Source organism: Martinezella sp. CNPSo 3795, from assembly GCF_057784475.1.
On record NZ_JBXSOQ010000003.1, the window covers coordinates 675,650 to 699,671 of the forward strand.

General features: G+C 60.8%; 18 protein-coding genes. 11 read left to right on the plus strand and 7 right to left on the minus strand.

Annotated elements, in window-relative coordinates; genetic code table 11:
- Positions 1-115 precede the first annotated feature (115 nt).
- The 7 genes from AC13QY_RS13005 (at position 116) to AC13QY_RS13035 (ending at position 11,887) form a co-directional block, all read left to right on the plus strand.
- Entirely contained in the window at positions 116-2,578 is a 2,463-nt protein-coding gene (locus AC13QY_RS13005) for a glycogen/starch/alpha-glucan phosphorylase (RefSeq protein WP_113420207.1), read from the plus strand.
- Positions 2,575-4,782 carry a 1,4-alpha-glucan branching protein GlgB gene (gene glgB / locus AC13QY_RS13010; RefSeq protein ID WP_113420206.1) on the plus strand — a complete coding sequence of 736 codons (2,208 nt, stop codon included), beginning with the start codon at positions 2,575-2,577 and terminating at the stop codon, positions 4,780-4,782. The genes AC13QY_RS13005 and glgB overlap by 4 nt, the downstream gene beginning before the upstream one ends.
- A 26-nt stretch (positions 4,783-4,808) precedes the next feature.
- On the plus strand, positions 4,809-6,071 hold the full coding sequence (gene glgC / locus AC13QY_RS13015; protein ID WP_113330514.1) for a glucose-1-phosphate adenylyltransferase: 1,263 nt from the start codon (positions 4,809-4,811) through the stop codon (positions 6,069-6,071).
- A gap of 3 nt (positions 6,072-6,074) precedes the next feature.
- Entirely contained in the window at positions 6,075-7,517 is a 1,443-nt protein-coding gene (gene glgA, locus AC13QY_RS13020; protein ID WP_113330515.1) for a glycogen synthase GlgA, read from the plus strand.
- A 4-nt stretch (positions 7,518-7,521) separates the two neighbouring features.
- Positions 7,522-9,150, plus strand: a complete 1,629-nt coding sequence (locus AC13QY_RS13025) for an alpha-D-glucose phosphate-specific phosphoglucomutase (protein WP_069613291.1) — start codon at positions 7,522-7,524, stop codon at positions 9,148-9,150.
- 210 nt (positions 9,151-9,360) lie between these two features.
- Complete coding sequence (glgX, locus tag AC13QY_RS13030) at positions 9,361-11,331, plus strand: glycogen debranching protein GlgX (RefSeq protein ID WP_113354977.1); 1,971 nt, start codon at positions 9,361-9,363, stop codon at positions 11,329-11,331.
- Between the two features lie 67 nt (positions 11,332-11,398).
- Positions 11,399-11,887 carry a MaoC family dehydratase gene (locus AC13QY_RS13035; protein ID WP_113354973.1) on the plus strand — a complete coding sequence of 163 codons (489 nt, stop codon included), beginning with the start codon at positions 11,399-11,401 and terminating at the stop codon, positions 11,885-11,887.
- Here the strand turns inward: AC13QY_RS13035 and AC13QY_RS13040 are convergent.
- From AC13QY_RS13040 to AC13QY_RS13065, 6 genes are all read right to left on the minus strand, one after another.
- On the minus strand, positions 11,884-12,432 hold the full coding sequence (locus AC13QY_RS13040; RefSeq protein ID WP_113330518.1) for a sarcosine oxidase subunit gamma: 549 nt from the start codon (positions 12,430-12,432) through the stop codon (positions 11,884-11,886). The two genes, AC13QY_RS13035 and AC13QY_RS13040, sit on opposite strands and share 4 nt — an antisense overlap.
- Positions 12,425-15,421, minus strand: a complete 2,997-nt coding sequence (locus tag AC13QY_RS13045) for a sarcosine oxidase subunit alpha (RefSeq protein WP_269245017.1) — start codon at positions 15,419-15,421, stop codon at positions 12,425-12,427. Before AC13QY_RS13045 ends, AC13QY_RS13040 begins: the two co-directional genes overlap by 8 nt.
- Positions 15,418-15,783 carry a sarcosine oxidase subunit delta gene (locus AC13QY_RS13050; protein ID WP_269245016.1) on the minus strand — a complete coding sequence of 122 codons (366 nt, stop codon included), beginning with the start codon at positions 15,781-15,783 and terminating at the stop codon, positions 15,418-15,420. The genes AC13QY_RS13045 and AC13QY_RS13050 overlap by 4 nt, the downstream gene beginning before the upstream one ends.
- Positions 15,784-15,798: 15 nt before the next feature.
- Positions 15,799-16,218, minus strand: a complete 420-nt coding sequence (locus AC13QY_RS13055; RefSeq protein ID WP_113330521.1) for a hypothetical protein — start codon at positions 16,216-16,218, stop codon at positions 15,799-15,801.
- Complete coding sequence (locus AC13QY_RS13060) at positions 16,218-17,471, minus strand: sarcosine oxidase subunit beta family protein (RefSeq protein WP_113330522.1); 1,254 nt, start codon at positions 17,469-17,471, stop codon at positions 16,218-16,220. Before AC13QY_RS13060 ends, AC13QY_RS13055 begins: the two co-directional genes overlap by 1 nt.
- A gap of 162 nt (positions 17,472-17,633) precedes the next feature.
- Positions 17,634-17,912 (minus strand): hypothetical protein, encoded by a 279-nt coding sequence (locus AC13QY_RS13065; RefSeq protein ID WP_113330523.1) that lies wholly within the window; start codon positions 17,910-17,912, stop codon positions 17,634-17,636.
- A 351-nt stretch (positions 17,913-18,263) separates the two neighbouring features.
- Here AC13QY_RS13065 and rpsU point away from each other — a divergent pair, with 351 nt between their 5' ends.
- The 4 genes from rpsU to AC13QY_RS13085 all read left to right on the plus strand — a co-directional run bounded on the left by rpsU (position 18,264) and on the right by AC13QY_RS13085 (position 22,585).
- Positions 18,264-18,476 carry a 30S ribosomal protein S21 gene (rpsU, locus tag AC13QY_RS13070; protein WP_004117638.1) on the plus strand — a complete coding sequence of 71 codons (213 nt, stop codon included), beginning with the start codon at positions 18,264-18,266 and terminating at the stop codon, positions 18,474-18,476.
- Between the two features lie 138 nt (positions 18,477-18,614).
- Complete coding sequence (locus tag AC13QY_RS13075; protein ID WP_113354963.1) at positions 18,615-19,490, plus strand: tetratricopeptide repeat protein; 876 nt, start codon at positions 18,615-18,617, stop codon at positions 19,488-19,490.
- Positions 19,491-19,604: 114 nt separating this feature from the next.
- Positions 19,605-20,675, plus strand: coding sequence for an NAD(P)/FAD-dependent oxidoreductase (locus AC13QY_RS13080; RefSeq protein ID WP_269245015.1), 1,071 nt, complete (start codon positions 19,605-19,607; stop codon positions 20,673-20,675).
- Positions 20,676-20,929: 254 nt separating this feature from the next.
- The gene (locus tag AC13QY_RS13085; protein WP_269245014.1) at positions 20,930-22,585 is read left to right on the plus strand and encodes a sensor histidine kinase; all 1,656 of its coding nucleotides are present in this window, start codon (positions 20,930-20,932) and stop codon (positions 22,583-22,585) included.
- Between the two features lie 36 nt (positions 22,586-22,621).
- Here AC13QY_RS13085 and AC13QY_RS13090 read toward each other — a convergent pair whose 3' ends face one another.
- Positions 22,622-24,016: an NAD(P)(+) transhydrogenase (Re/Si-specific) subunit beta gene (locus tag AC13QY_RS13090; RefSeq protein WP_269245131.1), complete on the minus strand. Its 1,395-nt coding sequence runs from the start codon at positions 24,014-24,016 to the stop codon at positions 22,622-22,624.
- Between the last annotated feature and the right edge of the window lie 6 nt (positions 24,017-24,022).

Sequence of the window (24,022 nt, forward strand, 5' to 3'; positions counted from 1 at the left end):
GCTTGTTGCAACTGCTTTACATCGGTGCGTAAACTGATAGTGACACGGAAAGGCAAATCGATTTAATTGAGCGTAACACGCTGAATATAAATCATAAATGGCGAGAGTTGATAGTATGAATAACTTGACGAAAGCCGATCTCCCCGTTCCAGCCCCGCGCAGTTCCCGCCCCGAAATCCTTGCCGAAGAAATCATCGAGCGCTTGACGTACCGCATCGGCAAGGATGCGAAGGTCGCCAAGCCGCACGACTGGCTGACGGCAACGATCCTTGTCATCCGCGACCGCGTCATCGACAAATGGATCGAATCCACCCGAAAAGCCTATCAGACGGGTGCCAAGCGCGTTTACTATCTGTCTCTCGAATTCCTCATCGGCCGCCTGATGCGGGACGCCATCTCCAATCTGGGCCTGATGGAGGAGATAACCAACGCTCTCGCTTCGCTGGGCGTCGATATTCGTGTCATCGCCGGCCTTGAGCCCGACGCAGCGCTCGGCAATGGCGGTCTTGGCCGCCTTGCCGCTTGCTTCATGGAATCCATGGCAACCGTCGATGTGCCGGCCTATGGCTATGGCATTCGTTACGTGCATGGTCTCTTCCGTCAGCAGATGGCCGATGGCTGGCAAGTGGAATTGCCCGAAACCTGGCTGGCACACGGCAACCCATGGGAATTCGAACGCCAGGAAAGCTCCTATGAAATCGGCTTCGGCGGTGCTGTCGAGACCATCGGCGGTCACGACGATCAGCCGCGTTACGTCTGGAAGCCGGCCGAGCGCGTCATCGCCACGGCATTCGACACGCCCGTCGTCGGCTGGCGCGGCAAGCGCGTCAACACGCTGCGCCTCTGGTCGGCGCAACCGATCGACCCGATCCTGCTTGATGCCTTCAACGCCGGCGATCACATCGGCGCGCTACGCGAAAGCAACAAGGCCGAAAGCCTGACCCGCGTTCTCTATCCCGCCGATGCGACGCCGGCCGGTCAGGAACTGCGCCTGCGCCAGGAATTCTTCTTCTCGTCGGCCTCGCTGCAGGACATCCTGCGCCGCCACCTGCAGCAATATGACGACCTGACCAATCTCGCCGACAAGGTTGCGATCCAGCTGAATGACACGCATCCGGCCGTCTCCGTCACGGAAATGATGCGCCTGCTGATCGATGTCCACGGCTTCGATTTCGACAAGGCCTGGGATATCACCAGAAACACCTTTGGCTACACCAACCACACCCTGCTGCCGGAAGCGCTCGAAAGCTGGCCCGTACCGCTGTTCGAGCGGCTTTTGCCGCGGCACATGCAGATCGTCTACGCCATCAACGCCAAGGTTCTGGTCGAAGCGCGCAAGCTGCGCAATTTCAGCGACACCGAAATCCGCTCGATCTCGCTGATCGACGAGAATGGTGATCGCCGCGTGCGCATGGGCAATCTCGCCTTCGTCGGCTCGCATTCGATCAACGGCGTTTCCGCGCTTCATACCGACTTGATGAAGGTCACGGTCTTCGCCGACCTCCACAAGCTCTATCCCGATCGCATCAACAACAAGACGAACGGCATCACACCGCGGCGCTGGCTTATGCAATGCAATCCCGGGCTGACCAATCTCGTACGCGAAACTATCGGCGACGCCTTCCTCGACGATGCCGAACAGCTGAAGCCGCTGGATCAGTTCGCCCACGACAGCGCCTTCCAGGAGAAGTTCGCCGCCGTCAAGCGTGCCAACAAGGTGCAGCTCTCCAACCTCGTCGCCAGCCGCATGGGCATCAAGCTCGACCCGAACGCGATGTTCGATATCCAGATCAAGCGCATCCATGAATACAAGCGCCAGCTTCTGAACGTCATTGAGGCAGTGGCACTTTACGACCAGATCCGCTCGCATCCGGAACTCGATTGGCAGCCGCGCGTCAAGCTCTTTGCCGGCAAGGCGGCGCCGAGCTATCACAACGCGAAGCTCATCATCAAACTGATCAACGACGTCGCCCGCGTCATCAACAACGATCCGTCCGTACGCGGCCTCTTGAAGGTCGTCTTCGTGCCGAACTACAACGTGTCGCTGGCAGAAGTCATGGTTCCGGCCGCCGACCTTTCAGAGCAGATTTCGACCGCCGGCATGGAAGCCTCCGGCACCGGCAACATGAAATTCGCTCTCAACGGCGCGTTGACCATCGGCACGCTGGATGGCGCCAATGTCGAAATGCGCGACAATGTCGGCGAGGACAATATCGTCATCTTCGGACTGCGGGCCGACGAGGTCGCGAACCTGCGCAGCGACGGTCATAACCCTCGCGCCATCATCGAGCGTTCGCGCGAATTGGCTCAAGCCCTTTCGGCCATCGCCTCCGGCGTCTTCTCCCCCGACGATCGCAACCGCTACGCCAGCCTGATCGACGGCATCTATAGCCACGACTGGTTCATGGTCGCTGCCGATTTCGACGCCTATGCCTCGGCACAGCGCGAAGTCGATATTCTCTGGGCCAACCCGTCGGAGTGGTACGCAAAGACAATCAACAATACTGCTCGCATGGGCTGGTTCTCCTCCGACCGAACGATCCGTCAATACGCCAAGGAAATCTGGAGAGCCGGATGAAAAAGCCGAAAAAAACCGCTGACGCTACGAGCTCGAGCGATATTTCGGCAGAGGATATTGCTGCAATTCTCGCAGGCACCCATTCCGATCCGTTCGCCGTTCTCGGCGTTCACAAGACGGACGACGGCTATGTGGCCCGCTGTTTCATCCTTGGCGCGGAAGCCGTCACCGCCACGGCACTCGACGGTTCCGTCATCGGCGAGCTCGCATGCCTCGATCCGGCAGGCTTCTTTTCCGGCGACGTCAAGCTCGCCAAGCAGCAGCCGGTCCGCTATCGCGCACGGCGCGGCGATGCAGAATGGGCGGTAACCGATCCCTATAGCTTCGGTCCGGTTCTCGGGCCGATGGACGATTATTTTGCCCGCCAGGGCACGCATCTGCGCCTGTTCGACAAGATGGGCGCCCATCCCCTGAAGCACGAGGGCGTGCAGGGCTTTCATTTCGCCGTCTGGGCGCCAAATGCGCAGCGCGTTTCCGTCGTCGGCGATTTCAACAATTGGGATGGCCGCCGGCACGTCATGCGTTTCCGTGCCGACAGCGGCATCTGGGAGATATTCGCTCCGGATGTGCCAGCCGGGGTCGCCTACAAGTTCGAGATCCGTGGCCATGATGGCGTCTTGCTGCCGCTGAAAGCCGATCCCTTTGCCCGACGCAGCGAACTGCGCCCGAAAACGGCTTCGGTCACCGCCAACGAACTGCTTCAGGTCTGGGACGATTCGGCGCATCGCGAACATTGGGCAAGCGTCGATCAGCGCCGCCAGCCGATCTCCATCTACGAGGTACACGCCGGTTCCTGGCAGCGCCGCGACGACGGTTCGATGCTGTCGTGGGACGAGCTTGCCTCGCGCCTCATTCCCTATTGCGTCGACATGGGCTTCACCCATATCGAATTCCTGCCGATCACCGAACACCCCTACGATCCGTCCTGGGGCTATCAGACCACGGGTCTTTACGCCCCGACGGCCCGCTTCGGCGAACCGGAAGGCTTTGCCCGTTTCGTCAACGGCTGCCACAAGGTCGGCATCGGCGTTATCCTCGATTGGGTGCCGGCGCATTTTCCGACCGACGAGCATGGCCTGCGCTGGTTCGATGGAACCGCCCTCTACGAGCACGAGGACCCACGCAAGGGTTTTCACCCCGACTGGAACACGGCGATCTACAATTTCGGCCGCACCGAGGTGCTCGCCTATCTGCTGAACAATGCACTCTACTGGGCAGAAAAATACCACCTGGACGGTTTGCGCGTGGATGCCGTCGCCTCCATGCTCTACCTCGACTATTCCCGCAAGCACGGCGAATGGATCCCGAACGAATATGGCGGCAACGAAAATCTCGAAGCCGTCCGCTTCCTGCAGTCGGTGAATACCCGGATCTATGGTGCGCATCCCGGTGTCATGACCATCGCGGAGGAATCGACCTCCTGGCCGAAAGTATCCCAGCCGGTTCATGAAGGCGGCCTCGGCTTCGGCTTCAAGTGGAACATGGGCTTCATGCACGACACGCTGAGCTATCTCGCCCGCGAGCCCGTGCACCGCAAATATCACCACAACGAGCTGACCTTCGGCCTGATCTACGCCTTCTCGGAAAACTTCGTCCTGCCGCTCTCGCATGATGAAGTCGTCCACGGCAAGGGATCACTGATCGCCAAGATGTCCGGCGACGACTGGCAGAAATTCGCCAATCTGCGCGCCTACTATGCCTTCATGTGGGGCTATCCCGGCAAGAAGCTGCTGTTCATGGGCCAGGAATTCGCACAATGGAGCGAATGGAGCGAGGAGCGTGCCCTGGACTGGAACCTGCTGCAGTACCGCATGCATGAAGGCATGCGCCGCCTCGTTCGCGACCTCAATTTCACCTATCGCAGCAAGCCGGCACTCCACGCCCGCGACTGCGAGGGCGATGGCTTCGAATGGCTTGTCGTCGACGATTTCGAAAACTCGGTCTTCGCCTGGCTGCGCAAGGCGCCGGGCGAAAAGCCGGTTGCCGTCATCACCAATTTCACGCCAGTCTATCGAGAGAATTACACTTTGCGTCTGCCAGCTGAGGGGCGGTGGCGCGAGATATTGAATACCGATGCCGACATCTACGGCGGCAGCGGCAAGGGGAATGGCGGGCGTGTCCAGGCCGTCAATGCAGGCGGAGGCGTACATGCGATCATAACGCTGCCTCCGCTGGCGACCATCATGCTCGAACCGGAATTCTGAGATCACTACGGACAGGGAGGAATAAAATGGTAGAAAAACGTTTCCAGCCGCTGGCGCGCGATGCCATGGCCTACGTTCTTGCCGGGGGCCGCGGCAGCCGCCTGAAAGAACTGACCGACCGCCGTGCCAAGCCAGCCGTCTATTTCGGCGGCAAGACCCGGATCATCGATTTCGCGCTGTCAAACGCGCTCAATTCCGGCATCCGCCGCATCGGCGTCGCGACGCAATACAAGGCCCATTCGCTGATCCGCCACATGCAGCGCGGCTGGAACTTCTTTCGTCCCGAACGAAACGAAAGCTTCGATATCCTGCCGGCCTCGCAGCGCGTTTCCGAAACGCAGTGGTACGAGGGCACCGCGGACGCCGTCTATCAGAACATCGACATCATCGAGCCCTATGGTCCGGAATACATGGTCATCCTCGCCGGCGACCACATCTACAAGATGGACTATGAATGGATGCTGCAGCAACATGTCGATTCCGGCGCTGACGTCACCATCGGCTGCCTGGAAGTGCCGCGTATGGAGGCTGTCGGCTTTGGCGTCATGCACGTCGACGATAAGGATCAGATCATCGACTTCGTCGAGAAGCCGGCCGATCCGCCAGGTATCCCCGGCAATCCGGATTTCGCGCTCGCCTCGATGGGCATCTACGTCTTCCACACGAAATTCCTGATCGAATGCCTGAAGCGCGATGCGGCCGACCCGAATTCCAGCCGCGACTTCGGCAAGGACATCATTCCCCATATCGTCAAGAACGGCAAAGCCATCGCTCACCGCTTCACGCAATCCTGCGTTCGCTCCGATTTCGAGCGCGAGGCCTATTGGCGGGACGTCGGAACGGTGGACGCCTATTGGCAGGCCAATATCGACCTGACCGCCGTGGTGCCGGAGCTCGACATCTACGACAAATCCTGGCCGATCTGGACCTATGCCGAAATCACGCCGCCGGCCAAATTCGTTCATGACGACGAAGATCGCCGTGGCTCCGCCATCTCCTCAGTCATTGCCGGCGATTGCATCATTTCCGGCGCGAGCCTCTACAACAGCCTGCTCTTCACCGGTGTCCGCGCCAATTCCTACTCCAAGCTGGAAGGTGCCGTCGTGCTGCCGAGTGTCAAGATCGGCCGCCGCGCGCAGCTGAAGAATGTCGTCATCGACCATGGCGTCACCATTCCCGAAGGTCTGATAGTCGGTGAGGATCCGGAACTCGATGCCAAGCGTTTCCGCCGCACGGAAAGCGGCATCTGCCTCATCACCCAATCGATGATCGACAAGCTGGATTTGTAACCTATGAAGGTTCTCTCGGTTTCGTCCGAAGTCTTCCCCCTGATCAAGACAGGGGGCCTTGCCGATGTGGCCGGCGCCCTGCCTATTGCACTGAAGCCCTATGGCGTTGAAACCAAAACCCTCATCCCGGGCTACCCTGCGGTCATGAAAGCCATCCGCGATCCGGTTGCCCGTCTGGAGCTTCCGGATCTCCTTGGCGAGGCTGCCACCATTCTCGAGGTCGAGCACGCGGGAATTTCCTTCCTCGTGCTCGATGCGCCGGCCTATTACAGCCGCACCGGCGGCCCCTATGTGGATGCGACGGGCAAGGATTACCCCGACAACTGGCGTCGTTTCGCCGCGCTGTCGCTCGCCGGTGCGGAAATTGCCGCCGGCCTCCTGCCCGGCTGGCGGCCGGATCTCGTGCATGCGCATGACTGGCAGTCGGCTTTGGTGCCGGTCTACATGCGCTACTATCCGACGCCGGAGCTGCCGAGCGTGCTGACCATCCACAACATCGCATTCCAGGGCCAGTTCGGCGCCGACATCTTCCCCGGCCTGCGCCTGCCGGCCCACGCTTTCTCCATGGAAGGCATCGAATATTACGGCGATGTCGGCTTCCTGAAAGGCGGGCTGCAGACGGCACATGCCCTGACCACCGTCAGCCCATCCTATGCGGAAGAAATCCTAACGCCGGAATTCGGCATGGGCCTCGAAGGCGTCATCGCCAGCAGGGCCTACAATCTCTACGGCATCGTCAACGGCATCGACGATGACATTTGGAACCCTGCGACCGATCCGATGATCGCGCAGACCTATAGCGCGGCGACGCTGAAGGATCGCGCCATCAACCGCCATCGGGTCGTCGAGCATTTCGGCCTCGACGACGATGACGGTCCGATCTTCTGCGTCGTCAGCCGCCTCACGTGGCAGAAGGGCATGGATATTCTGGCTGAAGTTGCCAGCGAGATCGTCCACATGGGCGGCAAGCTCGCAATTCTCGGCGCAGGTGATGCGGCGCTGGAGGGCGCGCTTTTTGCCGCAGCCGGCCGTCATCGCGGTCGCGTCGGTGTTTCGGCCGGCTACAACGAACCCATGTCGCATCTGATGCAGGCCGGCTGTGATGCGATTATCATTCCCTCGCGCTTCGAACCCTGTGGCCTCACGCAGCTTTATGGCTTACGCTATGGCTGCTTACCCATCGTTGCGCGAACGGGCGGGCTGAACGATACGATTATCGACGCCAACCATGCCGCGCTGCAGGCAAAAGTCGCGACCGGCATTCAATTTTCGCCCATCACCGCGGAGGGGCTTTTGCAGGCCGTGCGCCGTGCCATGCATCTTTTCCCGGATCGAAAGGTCTGGACGCAGATGCAAAAGCAGGGCATGAAATCCGACGTATCCTGGGGCAGGAGCGCAGAACGCTACGCCGCTCTCTACTCCAGTCTAGTCTCGAGAGGCGCTTAACCCGATGATTAAAACAGTACCCACCACCCCCTTCGCGGACCAGAAACCAGGTACTTCGGGCCTGCGAAAGAAGGTTCCGGTATTCCAGCAGCCGAACTACGCGGAAAACTTCATCCAGTCGATTTTTGATTCGCTCGAAGGCTATCAGGGCAAGTGCCTGGTCATCGGCGGCGATGGCCGCTACTACAATCGCGAAGTCATCCAGAAGGCCATCAAGATGGCCGCCGCGAATGGCTTCGGCAAGGTGATGGTCGGCAAGGGCGGCATCCTCTCGACGCCCGCAGCCTCCAACATCATCCGCAAGTACAAGGCCTTCGGCGGTATCATCCTGTCGGCCAGCCACAATCCCGGCGGCCCGACGGAAGACTTCGGCATCAAGTACAACATCGGCAATGGCGGCCCCGCGCCTGAAAAGATTACCGACGCTATCTACGAGCGCTCCAAGGTGATCGAAAGCTACAAGATTGCCGATTTCCCGGATATCAACCTCGACCGCATCGGCCGCGAAGATATCGACGGCATGATCGTTTCGGTCATAGATCCGGTCGAAGATTATGCAGCCCTGATGGAAGAGCTGTTCGATTTCGGCGCCATCCGCAACCTGATCAGCCTAGGCTTCCGCATCTGCTTCGATGCGATGAGCGCCGTCACCGGCCCTTATGCCAAGGAAATCTTTGAAATCCGTCTTGGCGCCCCGGATGGATCGGTGCGCAACTTCCTGCCGCTGCCGGATTTCGGCGGCCATCATCCGGACCCGAACCTCGTCTACTGCAAGGAGCTCTACGACGACATGATGAGCGACGATGCGCCCGATTTCGGCGCAGCATCGGACGGCGACGGCGACCGCAATCTCATCATCGGCAAGGGCATCTACGTCACCCCGTCCGACAGCCTGGCGATCCTGGCAGCCAACGCCAACCTCGCTCCCGGCTATTCGCATGGCATCGCCGGCATCGCCCGTTCGATGCCGACAAGCGGCGCCGCCGACCGTGTTGCCGAAAAGCGCGGTGTCGGCATCTACGAAACGCCCACCGGCTGGAAATTCTTCGGCAACCTGCTCGATGCCGGCATGGCGACGATCTGCGGCGAGGAAAGCTCCGGCACCGGCTCCAACCATGTTCGCGAAAAGGATGGCCTTTGGGCCGTGCTGCTCTGGCTGAACATCCTTGCCGTGCGCGGCGAGAGCGTCATCGATATCGTGACGCAGCATTGGGCCGCCTATGGCCGCAACTATTATTCTCGCCACGACTATGAAGGCGTCGATACTGATGCTGCCAACGGCCTGATTGCAGCGCTGCGCGAAAAGCTGCCGACCCTGCCGGGCACGAAGTTCGGCGACCTCACGGTTTCCGCCGCCGACGATTTTGCCTATCACGATCCGGTCGACAAGTCGGTCAGCCAGCATCAGGGCATCCGCATCATGTTCGAGGGCGGCTCGCGCGTCGTCTTCCGCCTCTCCGGCACCGGCACGACGGGCGCGACACTGCGCGTCTATATCGAGCGTTACGAGCCCGATTCGACCCGCCACAATATCGAGACCCAGGAAGCGCTGGCCGATCTCATCACGGCCGCTCAGGATATCGCCGACATCAAGGGCCGCACCGGCCGCGATGCACCGACGGTGATTACCTGACGGCAATTTTTGCAGACCCCCCTCACCCTGCCCTCTCCCCGAGGGGAGAGGGGGATTGTGCCATAAGGACCTCCTCCCCTCGGGGAGAAGGTGGATTTCGGTGATTGAGCGGAGCGAAATCGCCGAAAGACGGATGAGGGGGTTATCCGGGAACGACGGCAAATTGCATCACGTTCGTTCCAACGTCCTAAAATGGAAAGCCCGCGAGACATGTCCGAACCGACAACCCGCTGCCTTGGCGCCACCCTCACTGACTCGGGTGTCGAATTTGCTGTCTATTCTAGGCATGCTGAGCGGATAGAGCTTTGCCTGTTCGACGCCGAGGGCCACAAGGAAATCGCCCGTCTGCCGCTCGCCCGCGACGGCGATGAACACCGCCTCTTTGTGAAAGATGTGGGGGAAGGCACGCGCTACGGCCTGCGCGCCCATGGCACCTACGATCCTGATCGCGGCCTATGGTTCGACCCATCCAAGCTGCTTGTCGATCCCTATGCCAAGGAGATCGATCGGCCGTTCCAATACGACGCTCGCCTCGCAGCGTTCGGCGAAGACACTCAGGATCTGATGCCAAAGGCAATCGTCTCGCGCGACGTTGCCGTGAAGCCCGCCAAACCTCTGTTTCAGCCAGGCGGCCTGATCTATGAAATTGCCGTCAAACCCTTCACCATGCTGCATCCGGATGTGCCGGCTGAGAAGCGAGGCACGCTCGGCGCCCTCGCCCATCCCTCAATCATCGCCCATCTCAAGCGCCTGCAGGTGAGCGCCGTCGAGCTCATGCCGATCACAGCATGGATCGACGAACGGCATCTGCCGCCGCTCGGCCTCACCAATGGCTGGGGCTATAACCCCGTCGCCTTCATGGCGCTCGACCCACGTCTCCTACCCGGCGGCATGAAGGAGCTGCGCGAGACAGTCGCCGCCCTTCACGCCGAAGGCATCGCCGTCATCCTCGATCTCGTCTTCAACCATACCGGCGAGAGCGACCGTCAAGGCCCGACGCTATCCCTGCGCGGCCTCGATAACCCCACTTATTTCCGCAGCCTGCCGGATCAGCCCGGGACGCTTGTCAACGATACCGGCACGGGAAACACCGTTGCATGCGATCAGCCGGCGACACGCAAGCTCATCATCGACAGCCTACGGCATTTCGTCCGCAATGCCGGGATCGACGGTTTCCGCTTCGATCTCGCCACCGTGCTCGGCCGCAACGGCAAGGGCTTCGATCCGGAAAGCATGACGCTGCGCACCATGCTGGCGGACGAGGTGCTGCAGGATCGAATCATGATCGCAGAACCCTGGGACATCGGTCCAGGCGGTTATCAGCTCGGAAATTTCCCGGCACCTTTCCTCGAATGGAACGACCGCGCTCGCGACGACCTGCGCCGCTTCTGGCGCGGCGATGCCGGCATCGGCGATCTGGCAACGATCCTTGCCGGCTCTTCGTCCATCTTTGGCCGTGACGGGCGGACACAGACGCGCAGCGTCAACTTCCTCGCCGCCCATGACGGCTTCACCCTGATGGATCTCGTGTCCTACGAGAACAAGCACAATGAGGCCAATGGCGAGAACAATCGCGATGGTCACAACGAGAACTTCTCCTGGAACAACGGCATCGAGGGAAAAACGGATGATCCCTCGGTCCAGCGCAAGCGCCGCGCCGATATTGAAGCTATGCTGTCAACGCTCTTTGCCACGCGCGGCGCTATCATGCTGACGGCAGGCGATGAAGGCGGGCGCAGCCAGCAGGGCAACAACAATGCCTATTGCCAGGACAACGCCATCACCTGGATGGACTGGAAGACGCTGGACGAGGAACTGATCGGCCATACTGCCTGGCTCGCCGGCCTGCGCCGCCGCTTCACCGCCTTTGGCGACATGAATTTCTTCCGGGGTGATGGTGACGTGCTTTGGTTTTCAGGCGCAGGGACGCCAATGACGGTGCCGGATTGGGAGGCGCCAGGAGTGGCCGTGCTTGGCATGGCGCTACAAACAGAGGATCGCGCGACGCACCGATCGACGCGGCTCGCCATAATCTTCAATCGCGCCGCAAACGAACGCGCCGTCATATTGCCGGCTTCCGAGAGCGGCGGCTGGTCCCAGCTGACGACAGCAGGCGAAACGCCAGCCGGAGAGCAGATCGACATTCCCGCCCGCTCTGTCGCCTTCCTTCTGGAAGGCTGATCGCGGTTGCACTTTCAATCCCGATTCGCCAGAAAGGGCTTTGACGACACAGACTGACGAGGATGGCATGCCCGGCGAAATTTCGCTTGTTGAGATCATGAAGCTTGCGGGAACGGAAATCGGCGTTTCCGACTGGATTGCCGTCGACCAGACGATGATCGACACTTTTGCCGATGCGACGCTCGATCATCAGTTCATCCATGTCGATCCCGAGCGCGCCAAGGCGGAAACACCCTATGGCGGCACCATCGCTCACGGCTTCCTGACGCTCTCGCTGCTTTCAGCGATGAACTACAGCGCCCTGCCGAAAATCCGCGAACAGACCATGGGCATTAATTACGGCTTCGAGAAGATCCGTCTCATGTCGCCGGTCAAATGCGACGCGCGGGTCCGTGGCCGTTTCACGCTCGCCGAAACCCGGCTGCGCGGCGCCAACATGCTGATGCTGACCTATGACGTAACAGTCGAGATCGAAAACGAACGCAAGCCGGCACTGACTGCGACATGGACGACCATATCGCAGTTCGATCCGAAGGACAGGCCGGAAGAGAGTTAAAGGCTCGCATCCTCCGCACCTTCGGCCAGAAGGCCGAAAGCATAATCGGAGAAGGAACGCCAGACTTCGACACGGAGTGTCTCGTCGTCGAGCCGCAGGATCACCACCTCCGCCTTGCCGAGCAGCGTGCGCGAGCAGGCGCCGACCGGAAATGCGCTGAGCGACACATCCTGCGGGCAGCCGGCGGCGAGCGTCGCTTCCGCGCCGGGGCCGGACACGATGATGGCTGTATTGCGATGCGAGACATCGGTCGCCGAGTGCAACACGCCAGACGATCCAGCCACGCCGACCAGCTCGACACCGTTTTCGTCGATGACGAGCCATTCGTCCGGGCCGAGCCACAGGGCGTGACGCCCATTGGCGCTGACCGAAGTCTTCGGCCGGGTCGGCAGTTGCAGGCCAAGCGCCTGCGAAAGAGCGCCGACGGAATCGGCCGGAGCGCGCAGAGAAATGCGGCTTGCGGGAGCAGCAGGCGTCAGCCGAACGGTCGAGGAACCGCCGTGGCGACCAACGAGCGGCAGTTTGCGGGTAGCGAGATCAGCCATTGATCCGGCCTCCTTCCTTGTCAAAGAACACCAGATCCGTCACCTCGACCGATATCGTCTTGTCGGGCATCGGCACATAGAGCGTCTTGCCCATGCGCTCACGTCCGCCGGCAACGAGCGCGAAAGCGATGGAGCGGCCGAGATTTTCCGACCAGTAGGCCGAAGTGACATGGCCGAGCATGGTCATCGGCTTCTGCTCATTCGGATCGGCGACGATCTGCGCGCCTTCCTCCAGCACCACCTTCGGATCGCGGGTGACGAGGCCGACCAGCTGCTTGCGACCTTCCTTGACGAGATCCGGCCGCTTCAGGCCGCGAATGCCGACGAAATCGGTCTTCTTCTTGGACACGGCCCAGGCAAGGCCGGCATCGTCGGGCGTGACGGTGCCATCGGTATCCTGGCCGACGATGATGTAGCCCTTCTCGGCGCGCAGCACGTGCATGGTCTCGGTGCCGTAGGCACAAGCGCCCAGCGGTTCGGCGCGAGCCCAGACGGCCTCCCAGACCGACTGGCCGTAATCGGCCGGCACGTTGATTTCATAGCCGACTTCGCCAGTGAAGGAGACGCGGAACAGCCGCGCCGGCACGCCGCAAACCTTGCACTCGGCGACACTCATATGCGGGAAGGCCTCGTTGGAGAGATCCTGTCCTTCGACGAGCGGCTCGATGATCTCGCGTGCCTTCGGACCTTGCACGGCGATGACGGCCCATTGCTCGGTGGTGGAGGTCAGCCACACCTTCAGATGCGGGAACTCTGTCTGCAGATAGTCTTCCATATGATGCAGCACGCGCGGCGCGCCGCCTGTCGTCGTCGTCACATGGAAGCGATCCTCGGCCAGACGCCCGACGACGCCGTCGTCATAGACGAAGCCGTCCTCGCGGGTCATGATGCCGTAGCGGCAGCGGCCGGGCTTCAACGTATCCCAGGCATTGGTGTAGATGAGGTTCAGGAACTCGGCCGCGTCGGGTCCGACCACTTCGATCTTGCCGAGCGTCGACGCATCGAACACGCCAGCCACTTCGCGCGCCGTGCGGCACTCGCGATTGACGGCTTGGTGCATGGTCTCGCCGGCGCGCGGATAGAACCAGGCGCGCTTCCAGTTGCCGACGTCTTCGAAGATCGCGCCATGCGCCTCTTCCCAGGCATGCATCGGCGTCTTGCGAGCGGGATCGAAGAGAGCCCCACGCGAATGACTGATGAGCGTGCCGTAAGTCACCGGCGTATAGGGCGCGCGGAAGGTGGTAAGGCCGACCTGCGGAATATCCTTGCCGAGCATTTCGGCGGCGATCGCCAGCCCGTGCATGTTGGAAAGCTTGCCCTGATCGGACGCCATGCCGTTGGTGGTGAAGCGCTTGATGTGCTCGATGGAATGCATGCCTTCGCGCACGGCGAGACGAATATCCTTGGCGCAGACATCGTGCTGGAAATCGACGAAAGCCTTCGCATTCGTATCCGGCCCGGCGCCTTCAGCCGCACCGATCATGCCGCCGGTCCACTCGAAAGCCTGCTCGGCATGAAGCTGGATCTTCTCGCCGCCATTGGTGCTGCCGGTCGCGCGTGCCATCAGCTCACCAGCGGCCAACGATTCCTCGATCGCCGCTTGCAGCCCGTCCGTGCCGTTGCAGGCACCGACCGAAAGGCAATCCTGAACATAGGTGCCCGGCAGGAAACGCTGCTTCTCGGCATCGAATTTCAGCTTGCCGCGCGATTGCGAAAAGAGATGAACTGAAGGCGTCCACCCGGCCGAAACCAGCAGGGCATCCACCGGGATCTTGCGGGTCGCCGAGCTGCCGTTGCGCGAGACGGTCATGGAAGAGACGCGCAGCTTGCCTGAGGTATCGACGACGGCATAGTCGGTCATCACCTCGATGCCCAGCCGTTTTGCCTCGGCCAACACAGCCTCGCCCGGCCGCGCGCGGCTATCGACGATGGCAACGACGGACACGCCGGCGCGCTTGAGATCGAAAGCGGCCTCATAGGCCGAGTCATGCGCCGTATAGACGCCGATCTTCGCCCCAACGGCGACGCCGTAGTGATTGAGATAGGCGCGCGCGGCCGAAGCGAGCATGATGCCCGGACGGTCGTTGTTCGGGAATACCATGTGGCGTTCGATGGCGCCCGTTGCCAGAATGGCGCGCTTGGCGCGGACCTGCCACAGGCGCTCGCGCGGCAGGTTACGGCCCGGCTTCGCCAGATGGTCGGTCACCCGTTCAGCGAGGCCGAAGAAATTGTGGTTGTAATAGCCGAAGGCGGTCGTCCGGGTCAGCACCTGAACATTCGGCATCGCCTTGAGCTTGGCGAAGGTCATCTGCGCCCACTCGTAGCCTTCCACACCGTCGATCTTGATGCCGGTGTCGAAGCGGAGCGCGCCGCCAACCTCCGGCTGCTCGTCACAGAGGATGACTTTGGCGCCGGTTTCAGCCGCGGCGAGTGCCGCGGAAAGGCCGGCAACGCCGGCACCGACGACGAGAACGTCGCAATGCGCATAACGGCTGGCATAGTGATCCGGATCTTCTTCCGTCGGCGCGACGCCGAGACCAGCGGCACGGCGGATGAAGGGCTCGTAAACATGCTTCCAGGCCGCCTTCGGCCACATGAAGGTCTTGTAGTAGAAGCCGGCGGCAAAGAAGGGCGACATCAGATTGTTGACGCCGCCGACATCGAAGGCGAGCGACGGCCAGCGGTTCTGCGACTGTGCCTTCATGCCGTCGAAGACTTCCTGCACGCTGGCACGTACGTTCGGCTGTCGCCGCGCCGCATCGCGCGAGATATCGAGCAGCGCGTTCGGCTCTTCGGCTCCGGCCGACAGGATGCCGCGTGGACGGTGGTATTTGAAGGACCGGCCGACAAGGTGGACGCCATTGGCAAGCAGCGCCGATGCGACGGTATCGCCTTCGAGCGCGGTATAGGTCTTGCCGTCAAAAGTGAAGCGAGCGGTTCTGGCAGGCGTCAGACGTCCCTTGCCCGCGATACGATTGGCGCCGCTCATTCAACGAATCCCTCTGTTTGTGCCGTCTGTTCTTGTTCGTTCTGTTGTTGCGCCACCGGTTCGGCCGCGCCGGGCTTGAGCGTCGCCGGATCCGGCTTCGGTTCGCCGGCCTTGTAGGTTCGGTAGAAGTGATCGCTCACCGTGTCGCGCGCCGCATTGAAGAAGCGGCCACAGCCATGGATGTGCCGCCAGCGCTCGAAGATCAGCCCCTTCGGATTGTCGCGCAGGAAGAAATATTCCTCGAACTCCTCATCCGAAATCCCGGCAATATTGGCCGGCCGCACGATATGCGCGTCGCCGGCGTTGCGGAATTCGAGTTCCGAACGCTCTTCCTCGCAATAGGGGCAGTAAATCAGCAGCATCGTTTTCTACCTGTGTTAAAGCTCGGAGCCTGTAAGGCTTGTGCCGGGAGGCTGCGCGCAAAGCTGCCGTCCCATGATGACGAAAGGTGTTATGCGCTTCAGCAGCGCCTCCAGCGATCCATAGGGTCTCAGCACATTGGTCATCCCAAGATTGACCAGGCTCATGCCCAGCAGGTCGGTATCGATTACAAACGCCCTGGCCGCCTCGGACGTCGGGTCCGGCACGAAATAGACGGTTGGCTCGCTCAGCACCTTGGCGCAGAGCAACATTCCGCTTTCGGCTACGAAGGGCCAGTCGGCCTCATCCTTTGCCTTGTGGATCACCTGCATGCGAAAATCCTTGGCCCCCGGAATAAGATCGCTGGCTTCGGTCGCGATCGCTCCGACCGGCAAGGAAAGCCCCGCCGCAAGAACGATCCCGACCACCGCCGGCATCAGTGCGCTACGGCGGCGGCTGCCGCCTCATCGATCAGGCGACCGGTGCGGAAGCGATCCAGCGTCAGGCCGGCATTGAACTTATGCGGCTCATCGCGTGCGATGAGATGCGCAAACAGATTGGCCGAACCCGGCGTCGCCTTGAAGCCGCCCGTGCCCCAGCCGCAATTGACATAGAGCCCGGGAACTGGCGTCTTCGACTGGATCGCCGAACGGTCCGGCGTATTGTCGACGATGCCGCCCCAGGAGCGCATCATCTTCACGCGACGGAACATCGGGAAGAGCTCGCAGATCGCGTCGAGCGTATGGGTAATGATCTGCAGGCCGCCGGTCTGGCTATAGGAATTGTACTGGTCCGTACCAGCGCCGATGACGAGCTCGCCTTTGTCGGACTGCGAGATATAGGCGTGCACCGTGTTCGACATGACGACGCAGGGGAAGATCGGCTTCAGCGGCTCGGAGACAAGCGCCTGCAGCGGGCTCGATTGCAGCGGCACGCGCACGCCGGCCATTTGCATCACGACCGTGGTGTGGCCGGCTGCGGAAACGCCGATCTTCTTGGCGCCGATGAAGCCCTTGGTGGTATCGACACCCGTCACGCGGCCATCCGGCCCGCGGCGAATACCGGTGACTTCGCAATTCTGGATGATGTGTACGCCACGATCGGAAGCCGCGCGGGCATATCCCCACGCGACCGCATCGTGGCGGGCCGTGCCGCCGCGGCGCTGCAGAGCGGCGCCATTGATCGGATAGCGCGCCGTCTTCGAAATATCGAGCGGCGGACAATAAGCCTTGGCCTGTTCCGGCGTCAGCCATTCATTGTCGATGCCATAGAGACGGTTGGCATGTATATGCCGCTTGAAGGACTGCTGGTCGTGCACATTATGCGACAGCATCATCACGCCGCGCGGCGAATACATGACATTATAATTGAGATCCTGAGACAGCCCCTCCCAGAGCTTCATCGAATGCTCGTAGATGTGCATGCTCTCTTCATAGAGATAGTTCGAGCGGATGATGGTCGTGTTGCGGCCGGTATTGCCGCCGCCGAGCCAGCCCTTTTCGATGACGGCGACATTGGTGATGCCGTGCTCCTTGGCGAGATAGTAGGCCGCACCCAGGCCATGACCGCCGGCGCCGACGATGATGACGTCATACTCCTTGCGCGGCTCTGGCGAGGTCCATTGAGCCTCCCAGCCCTTGTGAGCCCGCATCGCTTCCCGTGCCACGGCAAAAACCGAGTATTTACGCATTCGCCCTCAACTCCTTCAGGCAAGACGCCCTTTTTGTGGGTCATACAAATCGCAAATCGAAAACCGACACAACGGCTCTTTTGCGACGCATTCAGGACCGTCTTTCGACACGGTTAAAATTGCCAATCAGCCGAGTGGCCTGCCCATGACTGCTTGGCAGATCTATTTGCGCTGCAGATGGCAGATCTTCACCCGCGCGCCGTGGCTATCCTTGCGCCAGATACATCCCTCATTCCGCGGCTTTCCCTTGTAAAGGTAAATTCTCGCCCGGTGCTTGTTGTCAAAGGTTTGATTGGAAAAGTCGTGGCCGCCGACCCGCACATTCTTGCCAAAGCGGACTTCGCCGGCAGCGACAGGCGCGAGCGCCCCAGCAAGAACAATGAGCGCCAGTATGGTTGGCACAAACAGCCTTCCGACGACAGCAAAGCCGAGCGATTTCATAAGGTGATTCCCCCTTGCTCCGAACGGTTGCTTCCGATGATGCAATCGCCGCAGCACACGAATGACTGTGATCCGACATACTCACATAAGCATGTCAATGTCGCAAAGATCGGGGTCGGCCGATGGCTTAATCAACAGCTTCGATGAAGCGTCACAAACGCGGCCGGCTGAATTCGGTACTCGACAACTAGCTTTTTCCTCTGCAAACTCACGATCTGGCTAGACTTTGACAAACCGATCTGCTATCTCGCCTAACCAATCGCAAGGCTGCGGCTGCGCGAACGTTATATTTTTGCCTCCTGGCGCTGCCGTCGCCGCTGGCATCAACCAAACCAAAGGAACGTGATTCTCGTGCAGGTACTTGTCCGCGATAACAATGTCGACCAGGCTCTCCGCGCTCTCAAGAAGAAGATGCAGCGCGAAGGTATTTTCCGCGAAATGAAGATGCGCGACTACTATGAAAAGCCGTCGCAGAAGCGTGCTCGCGAGAAGGCTGAAGCTGTTCGTCGCGTTCGCAAGCTTGCTCGCAAGCGCGCTCAGCGCGAAGGCCTTGTTGCCAAGTAATCGCCGTTTTTTCGACGTTTTCAGATGCATGTGTGGCGGGGGCGAGTCGTTCGCCGCCGCCTTTTTGATTTATTCTCTACGCAAATCGGATTAAATCAGAACAGCCTGATATGACGCATGGGGAAAGCGAACCCGATAATGGCAATGACGACTTCCGTAAAGTTCCGCACTTCGAACCTCTCCTTATTTGTTTCGAAGCGCGCCGCGGCTCTGCCTGCCTTGGCGATACTTGCCGCAATCAGCCTTTCCGGCTGCCAGACTGCCACCACAGATAACGTGATCCAGATCGACAAGGCGCAAGGTTCGTCCGAAAATATCGCCTCACTGACGTCGGTCATCAATGCCAATCCGCAGGATCCGGAAGGCTACAATGTGCGTGGCACGGCCTATGGCCGCGGCGGTGATTTCAGCCGCGCCCTTGCCGACTTCAATCAGGCGATCCAGCTCAATCCGAAGTTCTATCAGGCCTATGCCAACCGCGCGCTCATCTATCGCAACATGGGCAAGCTGCCGGAAGCAGTTGCGGACTATAACGCGGCGCTGCAGATCAACGGCAATTACGATGTCGCCTATATCGGCCGCGGCAATCTCTACCGCCAGGCCGGCCGCGACAACGATGCCTTCAATGACTATTCGAAGGCCATCAGCCTCGGCACCACGGACGGCCGCGCCTATAATGGCCGCGGCGTGATCTACCAGAAGCGCAATCAGCAGGATAAGGCGATCGACGATTTCTCCAAGGCGATCTCGCTGTCGCCGAACTCGCCAGAGCCTTACAACAGCCGCGGCATCTCCTATCTCGCACAGAACGACGACGACAACGCTTTTGCCGATTTCAACCATGCGATCGAGCTGAACAACAAGCTTGCCGAATCCTGGGCAAACCAGGCCTTCGTCTATGAGCGCAAGGGCGACAAGGCGAAAGCCCGCCGCTCCTATCAGCACGCGGTCAATCTCGATCCGAACTACCAGCCTGCTAGAGATGGCCTGGCTCGCGTCGGCGCCGGCTCCTGATACGGAGCATATTGCAGTAAAGACATTCAGCCGCCAGCGACCATCCGCTCGGCGGCTTTTCTTTGCCTTGTCGAACGCTTAGTCTCGGCTCACCCGTTCAAGCGAGACAAAGACATGCCCTCCCCACAAAAAGTCATCGTCGTCGGCGCCGGAATCATCGGTGCCTCCATCGCCTGGCATCTGAGTCGCAAGGGCGCATCCGTGACGGTGGTCGCTCAGAAGACCGGCGGCGTCGCAACTCCGAACTCCTTTGCCTGGATCAATGCGAGCTGGGGCAATCCGGAATTCTATTTCCAGGTCCGTCGCCGATCGATGGCCGAATGGTCGCGGCTACAAGACAACCTGCCGGATCTTCCCTTGTCCTGGTGCGGCGGCCTCTCCTGGGATCTGCCGGAAGCAGAGCTCGATGCCTATGCGGCACAACATCATGACTGGGGTTATGGCATACAGCCGGTCAACCGAGCGACGAGCGCAATGATCGAACCGAACCTCGCCAATCCGCCAGACTATGCCCTGCATGTTGCCGAGGAAGGCGCCGTCGAACCTGTTGCCGCCGCCAAGCTGCTGCTGGAGGACGCTCGCCGTCAGGGCGCGAGCCTATTATCCGGCGTCGAGGTCGCGGGCCTGCTCAGAGAGCGAGAGCAGGTTGTCGGCATCGAAACGAGTGAAGGGCCGATGCAGGCCGATCATGTCGTTCTGGCCGCCGGTGCGGGCACGCCAGCACTTGCGGCCTCGGCGGATGTTCTCGTGCCGCTGGAAACGCCTCCAGGGCTTATCGTCCATTCCCGCCCCGTGCAGAAAATGCTGAATGGTCTGGTGATGGCGCCGGAACTGCATTTGCGCCAGACGGCAGAGGGGCGAATCATCGCCGGCGGCGACTTCGGCGGCACCGATCCCGGTAGCGATCCACAAGCGGCAGCCGACGATCTTTTCGCCAAGGTCAAAACGACATTGAAAGGCGGCGAGGCGCTGGAGCTTGATTTCTACACCATCGGCTATCGCCCGACACCGAAAGACGGCCTTCCGGTTCTGGGTGGTGTCGGCGCGGCACCTGGCCTCTACCTCGCAGTTCTCCACTCCGGCGTCACGCTTGCGCCGCTCGTCGGCCTGCTCGCCGCGCAGGAAATCGTCGATGGTGGCGAAGCTCCCGAGCTTGCATCCTTCCGCCTCTCACGCTTTACCTAGCTCGGACACAAGACCTGTCAGCGCAACTTCAGGGATGCATTGCCACAGTCGTAAATACCCGAGATCGCTTACGATTTCGCAATAATGACTTTTCAGATGTTGCAAGGAAAATTACCGAGCCCTAACATGGCGCTTCAGGAGCATGTAGCTCGATGATCTGGGCACGGGGGCGCTTGGCATGATGACCAATATCATTCTCTTCGCGTTTGCCAGCGCGTCGGACCCTCATGGAGGCACGATCGGTTGATCGCTCCATGAGGAAGCCGCATTTTCCGAAAGCGTCGATTGGTGCCTATCTGATCGCCATAGCCCTGGCGATCGCCTTGCCTATTCTCGCCTTCGTCGCGCTGCTTCTGGTCCAACTCGAGGATAATGAACGCGATGCTTTGAAGGGCGACACGGTTCAGGATGCTCAGGCGCTTTCGCGCGTCATCGATCGCCAATTGCAGGACATGGCAACGACGCTGCGCCTTCTGTCTTCCTCGCCGGAACTTGAGCGCAACGACATCGCCACTTTCTTCGCCCGCACGGAAACGGTATTGCGCACGGACTCGCTTTTCGTGCTGCTTATGGAAAAGGACGGCCAGCTCCGACTGAATACCCGCTGGCCGCTCGGCAAGCCACTCGGCAAGACCGGCAACATCGCCGCGCTTCAATCGGCACTGAACTCCGGCCGCATCGAGGCATCCGATGTCTTCATAGGCTCAACCGCCCGCCGCTGGGTCTATAACGTCACCCTGCCCCTCGAACATTCGCCGGCCGGCGCCGCTTTGGCGGTAACACAGGATGCCGACGAGCTCGCCAAGCTCGTGACGACGGAAGCCTTGCCACCCGGCTGGTCTGCCGCCGTTCTGGACAAATCCGGACATGTCGTTGCCGCCGGTGGCCCGACGACCCTCGCCCCGGGCGACTCATTCAATAAGAACATCCTGCCGAAACTGATCGCATCCAGCGGCGTCTATCAGGATGACAAGGTCCTGCCGAACGCGGTGCTCGGTTATGCGCAAATCTCAGGCTGGTCCTGGAAGGCCGTCGTCTGGGGTCCGATCGCTTCCGCGCAGGCTTCGCTGATGAGCACCTGGCGCTTTCTGATCTATGGCGGTGTGACGCTGCTACTGGTTGCGCTGATTGCCGTCTATGCCCTGGCACGTCAGGTGCGCACCACCATACAGGATATTGCCGACATGGCGGACCGCATGGGCCGCGGCGAGATCGTGGCACCGATCGACACGAGCGTCATTGAGGCAAACCAGGTGGCTGTCGCGCTTTCCAACGCCTCCTTCGACCGCAGCGTCACCGAGGACCGGCTGCATTTCGTCATGCACGAGCTCGTCCATCGCACCAAGAATCTGCTGGCGCTCGCGCAGGCAATGACGCGTCAGCTCGCGCGGCAGACTGATAGCGTCGATACTTTCCAGCGAGCTGTTGCCGACCGGCTCGAAGGCTTGGCGCGCTCGATCGAGGTGCTGACCAGCGAACAATGGTCCGGCGTGTCGCTTCGCCGCGTGATCGACATCCACCTCGCGACTTTCCTGCAGGGACCTCAGCAACTCGACGTTCTCGGCAATGACTTCCTGCTGAAGCCGGAAGCGGTGCAGAATCTCGGCCTAGTCCTGCACGAGCTTGCCACCAATTCGGTCAAATATGGCGCGCTTTCCGCGCCGGAAGGCAAGATCACCATCGAATGGACGAACGAAGCCGCTGAAACCGGCACCAAGATTCGCTTCGTCTGGACCGAAAGCGGCGGTCCGCCGGTCAAGCCGCCGAGCGACACCGGCTTCGGCACCACCGTCACGAAAACCCATGCCGCGGCATCCTTCAGCGGCCATGTCGAGGTCGATTTCCGCCCGGCTGGCCTCGTCTGGATACTGACCGCACCGCGCAGCATGATGGAACGTCAAAGGAACTGAGAGCGGAAACACCGCTCTTGCGGGCGCAGCAGCAGCCTACTCGTTCATCGCCTTGACGATTTCCTCGGTTACTTTCTTCGCATCGCCAAGCAGCATCATCGTGCCATCCTTGTAGAACAGCGTGTTGTCGATGCCGGCATAGCCGGAGCCGAGCGAGCGCTTGACGAAGAGGCAGGTTTTCGCCTTGTCGACGTCGAGGATCGGCATGCCGTAGATCGGCGATGTCTTGTCATCGCGCGCCGCTGGATTGGTGACGTCGTTGGCGCCGATGACATAGGCGACATCGGCCTGGGCGAATTCCGAATTGATGTCCTCGAGTTCGAACACCTCGTCATAGGGCACATTGGCCTCGGCGAGCAGCACGTTCATATGGCCGGGCATGCGGCCGGCGACGGGATGAATGGCATATTTCACCTCGACACCATGCGCCTTCAGCCTGTCGGCCATTTCGCGTAGCGCATGCTGGGCCTGTGCCACCGCCATGCCATAGCCGGGCACGATGATGACCTTGGAGGCGTTCGCCATCAGATAGGCGGCATCCTCGGCCGAACCGAGCTTCACCGTCTTGTCGGAATTGCCGGTCCCGCCCGAGGCCGTCTCGCCGCCGAAACCGCCGAGAATGACCGAAATGAAGGAGCGGTTCATGCCCTTGCACATGATGTAGGACAGGATCGCACCCGAGGACCCGACGAGCGCGCCGGTAATGATGAGCGCGAGATTGCCGAGCGTGAAGCCGATGCCGGCGGCGGCCCAGCCGGAATAGGAATTCAGCATCGACACGACGACCGGCATGTCGGCACCGCCGATCGGCACGATCAGCAGCACGCCGAGAAGCAACGACAGCGCGACGATGGCCCAGAAGGCGAGATGACTCTCGTTCGCCGCCAGGCTGATGATGGAGACCGCGATCAGCACGAGCAAAGCGGCATTGATGATATGGCGGTTCGGCAGCAGGATCGGCTTGCCGGACATGCGTCCGTCGAGCTTCAGGAAGGCGATAATCGAACCGGTGAAGGTCAGCGCGCCGATCGCGGCGCCGATCGCCATCTCGATGCGGGCTTCGGTGTGGATGTGGCCGATTTCACCGATGCCAAAGGACGACGGCGTATAGAGCGCAGAAGCGGCGACGAGGACGGCCGCAAGACCGACTAGCGAGTGGAAACCTGCCACGAGCTGAGGCATCGAGGTCATCGGAATGACGCGCGCAATGTAAGCACCTGCCCCGCCGCCGATGGCAAGACCGAGGATGATGAGCACGAAGCCGCCGAAAGACGGCGTCGCCAGCACCAGCGTCGTGGCAATGGCAATGCCCATGCCGACCATGCCGTAGAGATTGCCGCGCCGGCTGGTGGCCGGATGCGACAGGCCGCGCAGCGCCAGGATGAACAGAACGCCGGAGACGAGATAGAGGAAAGCTGCGATATTGCTCAGCATGCC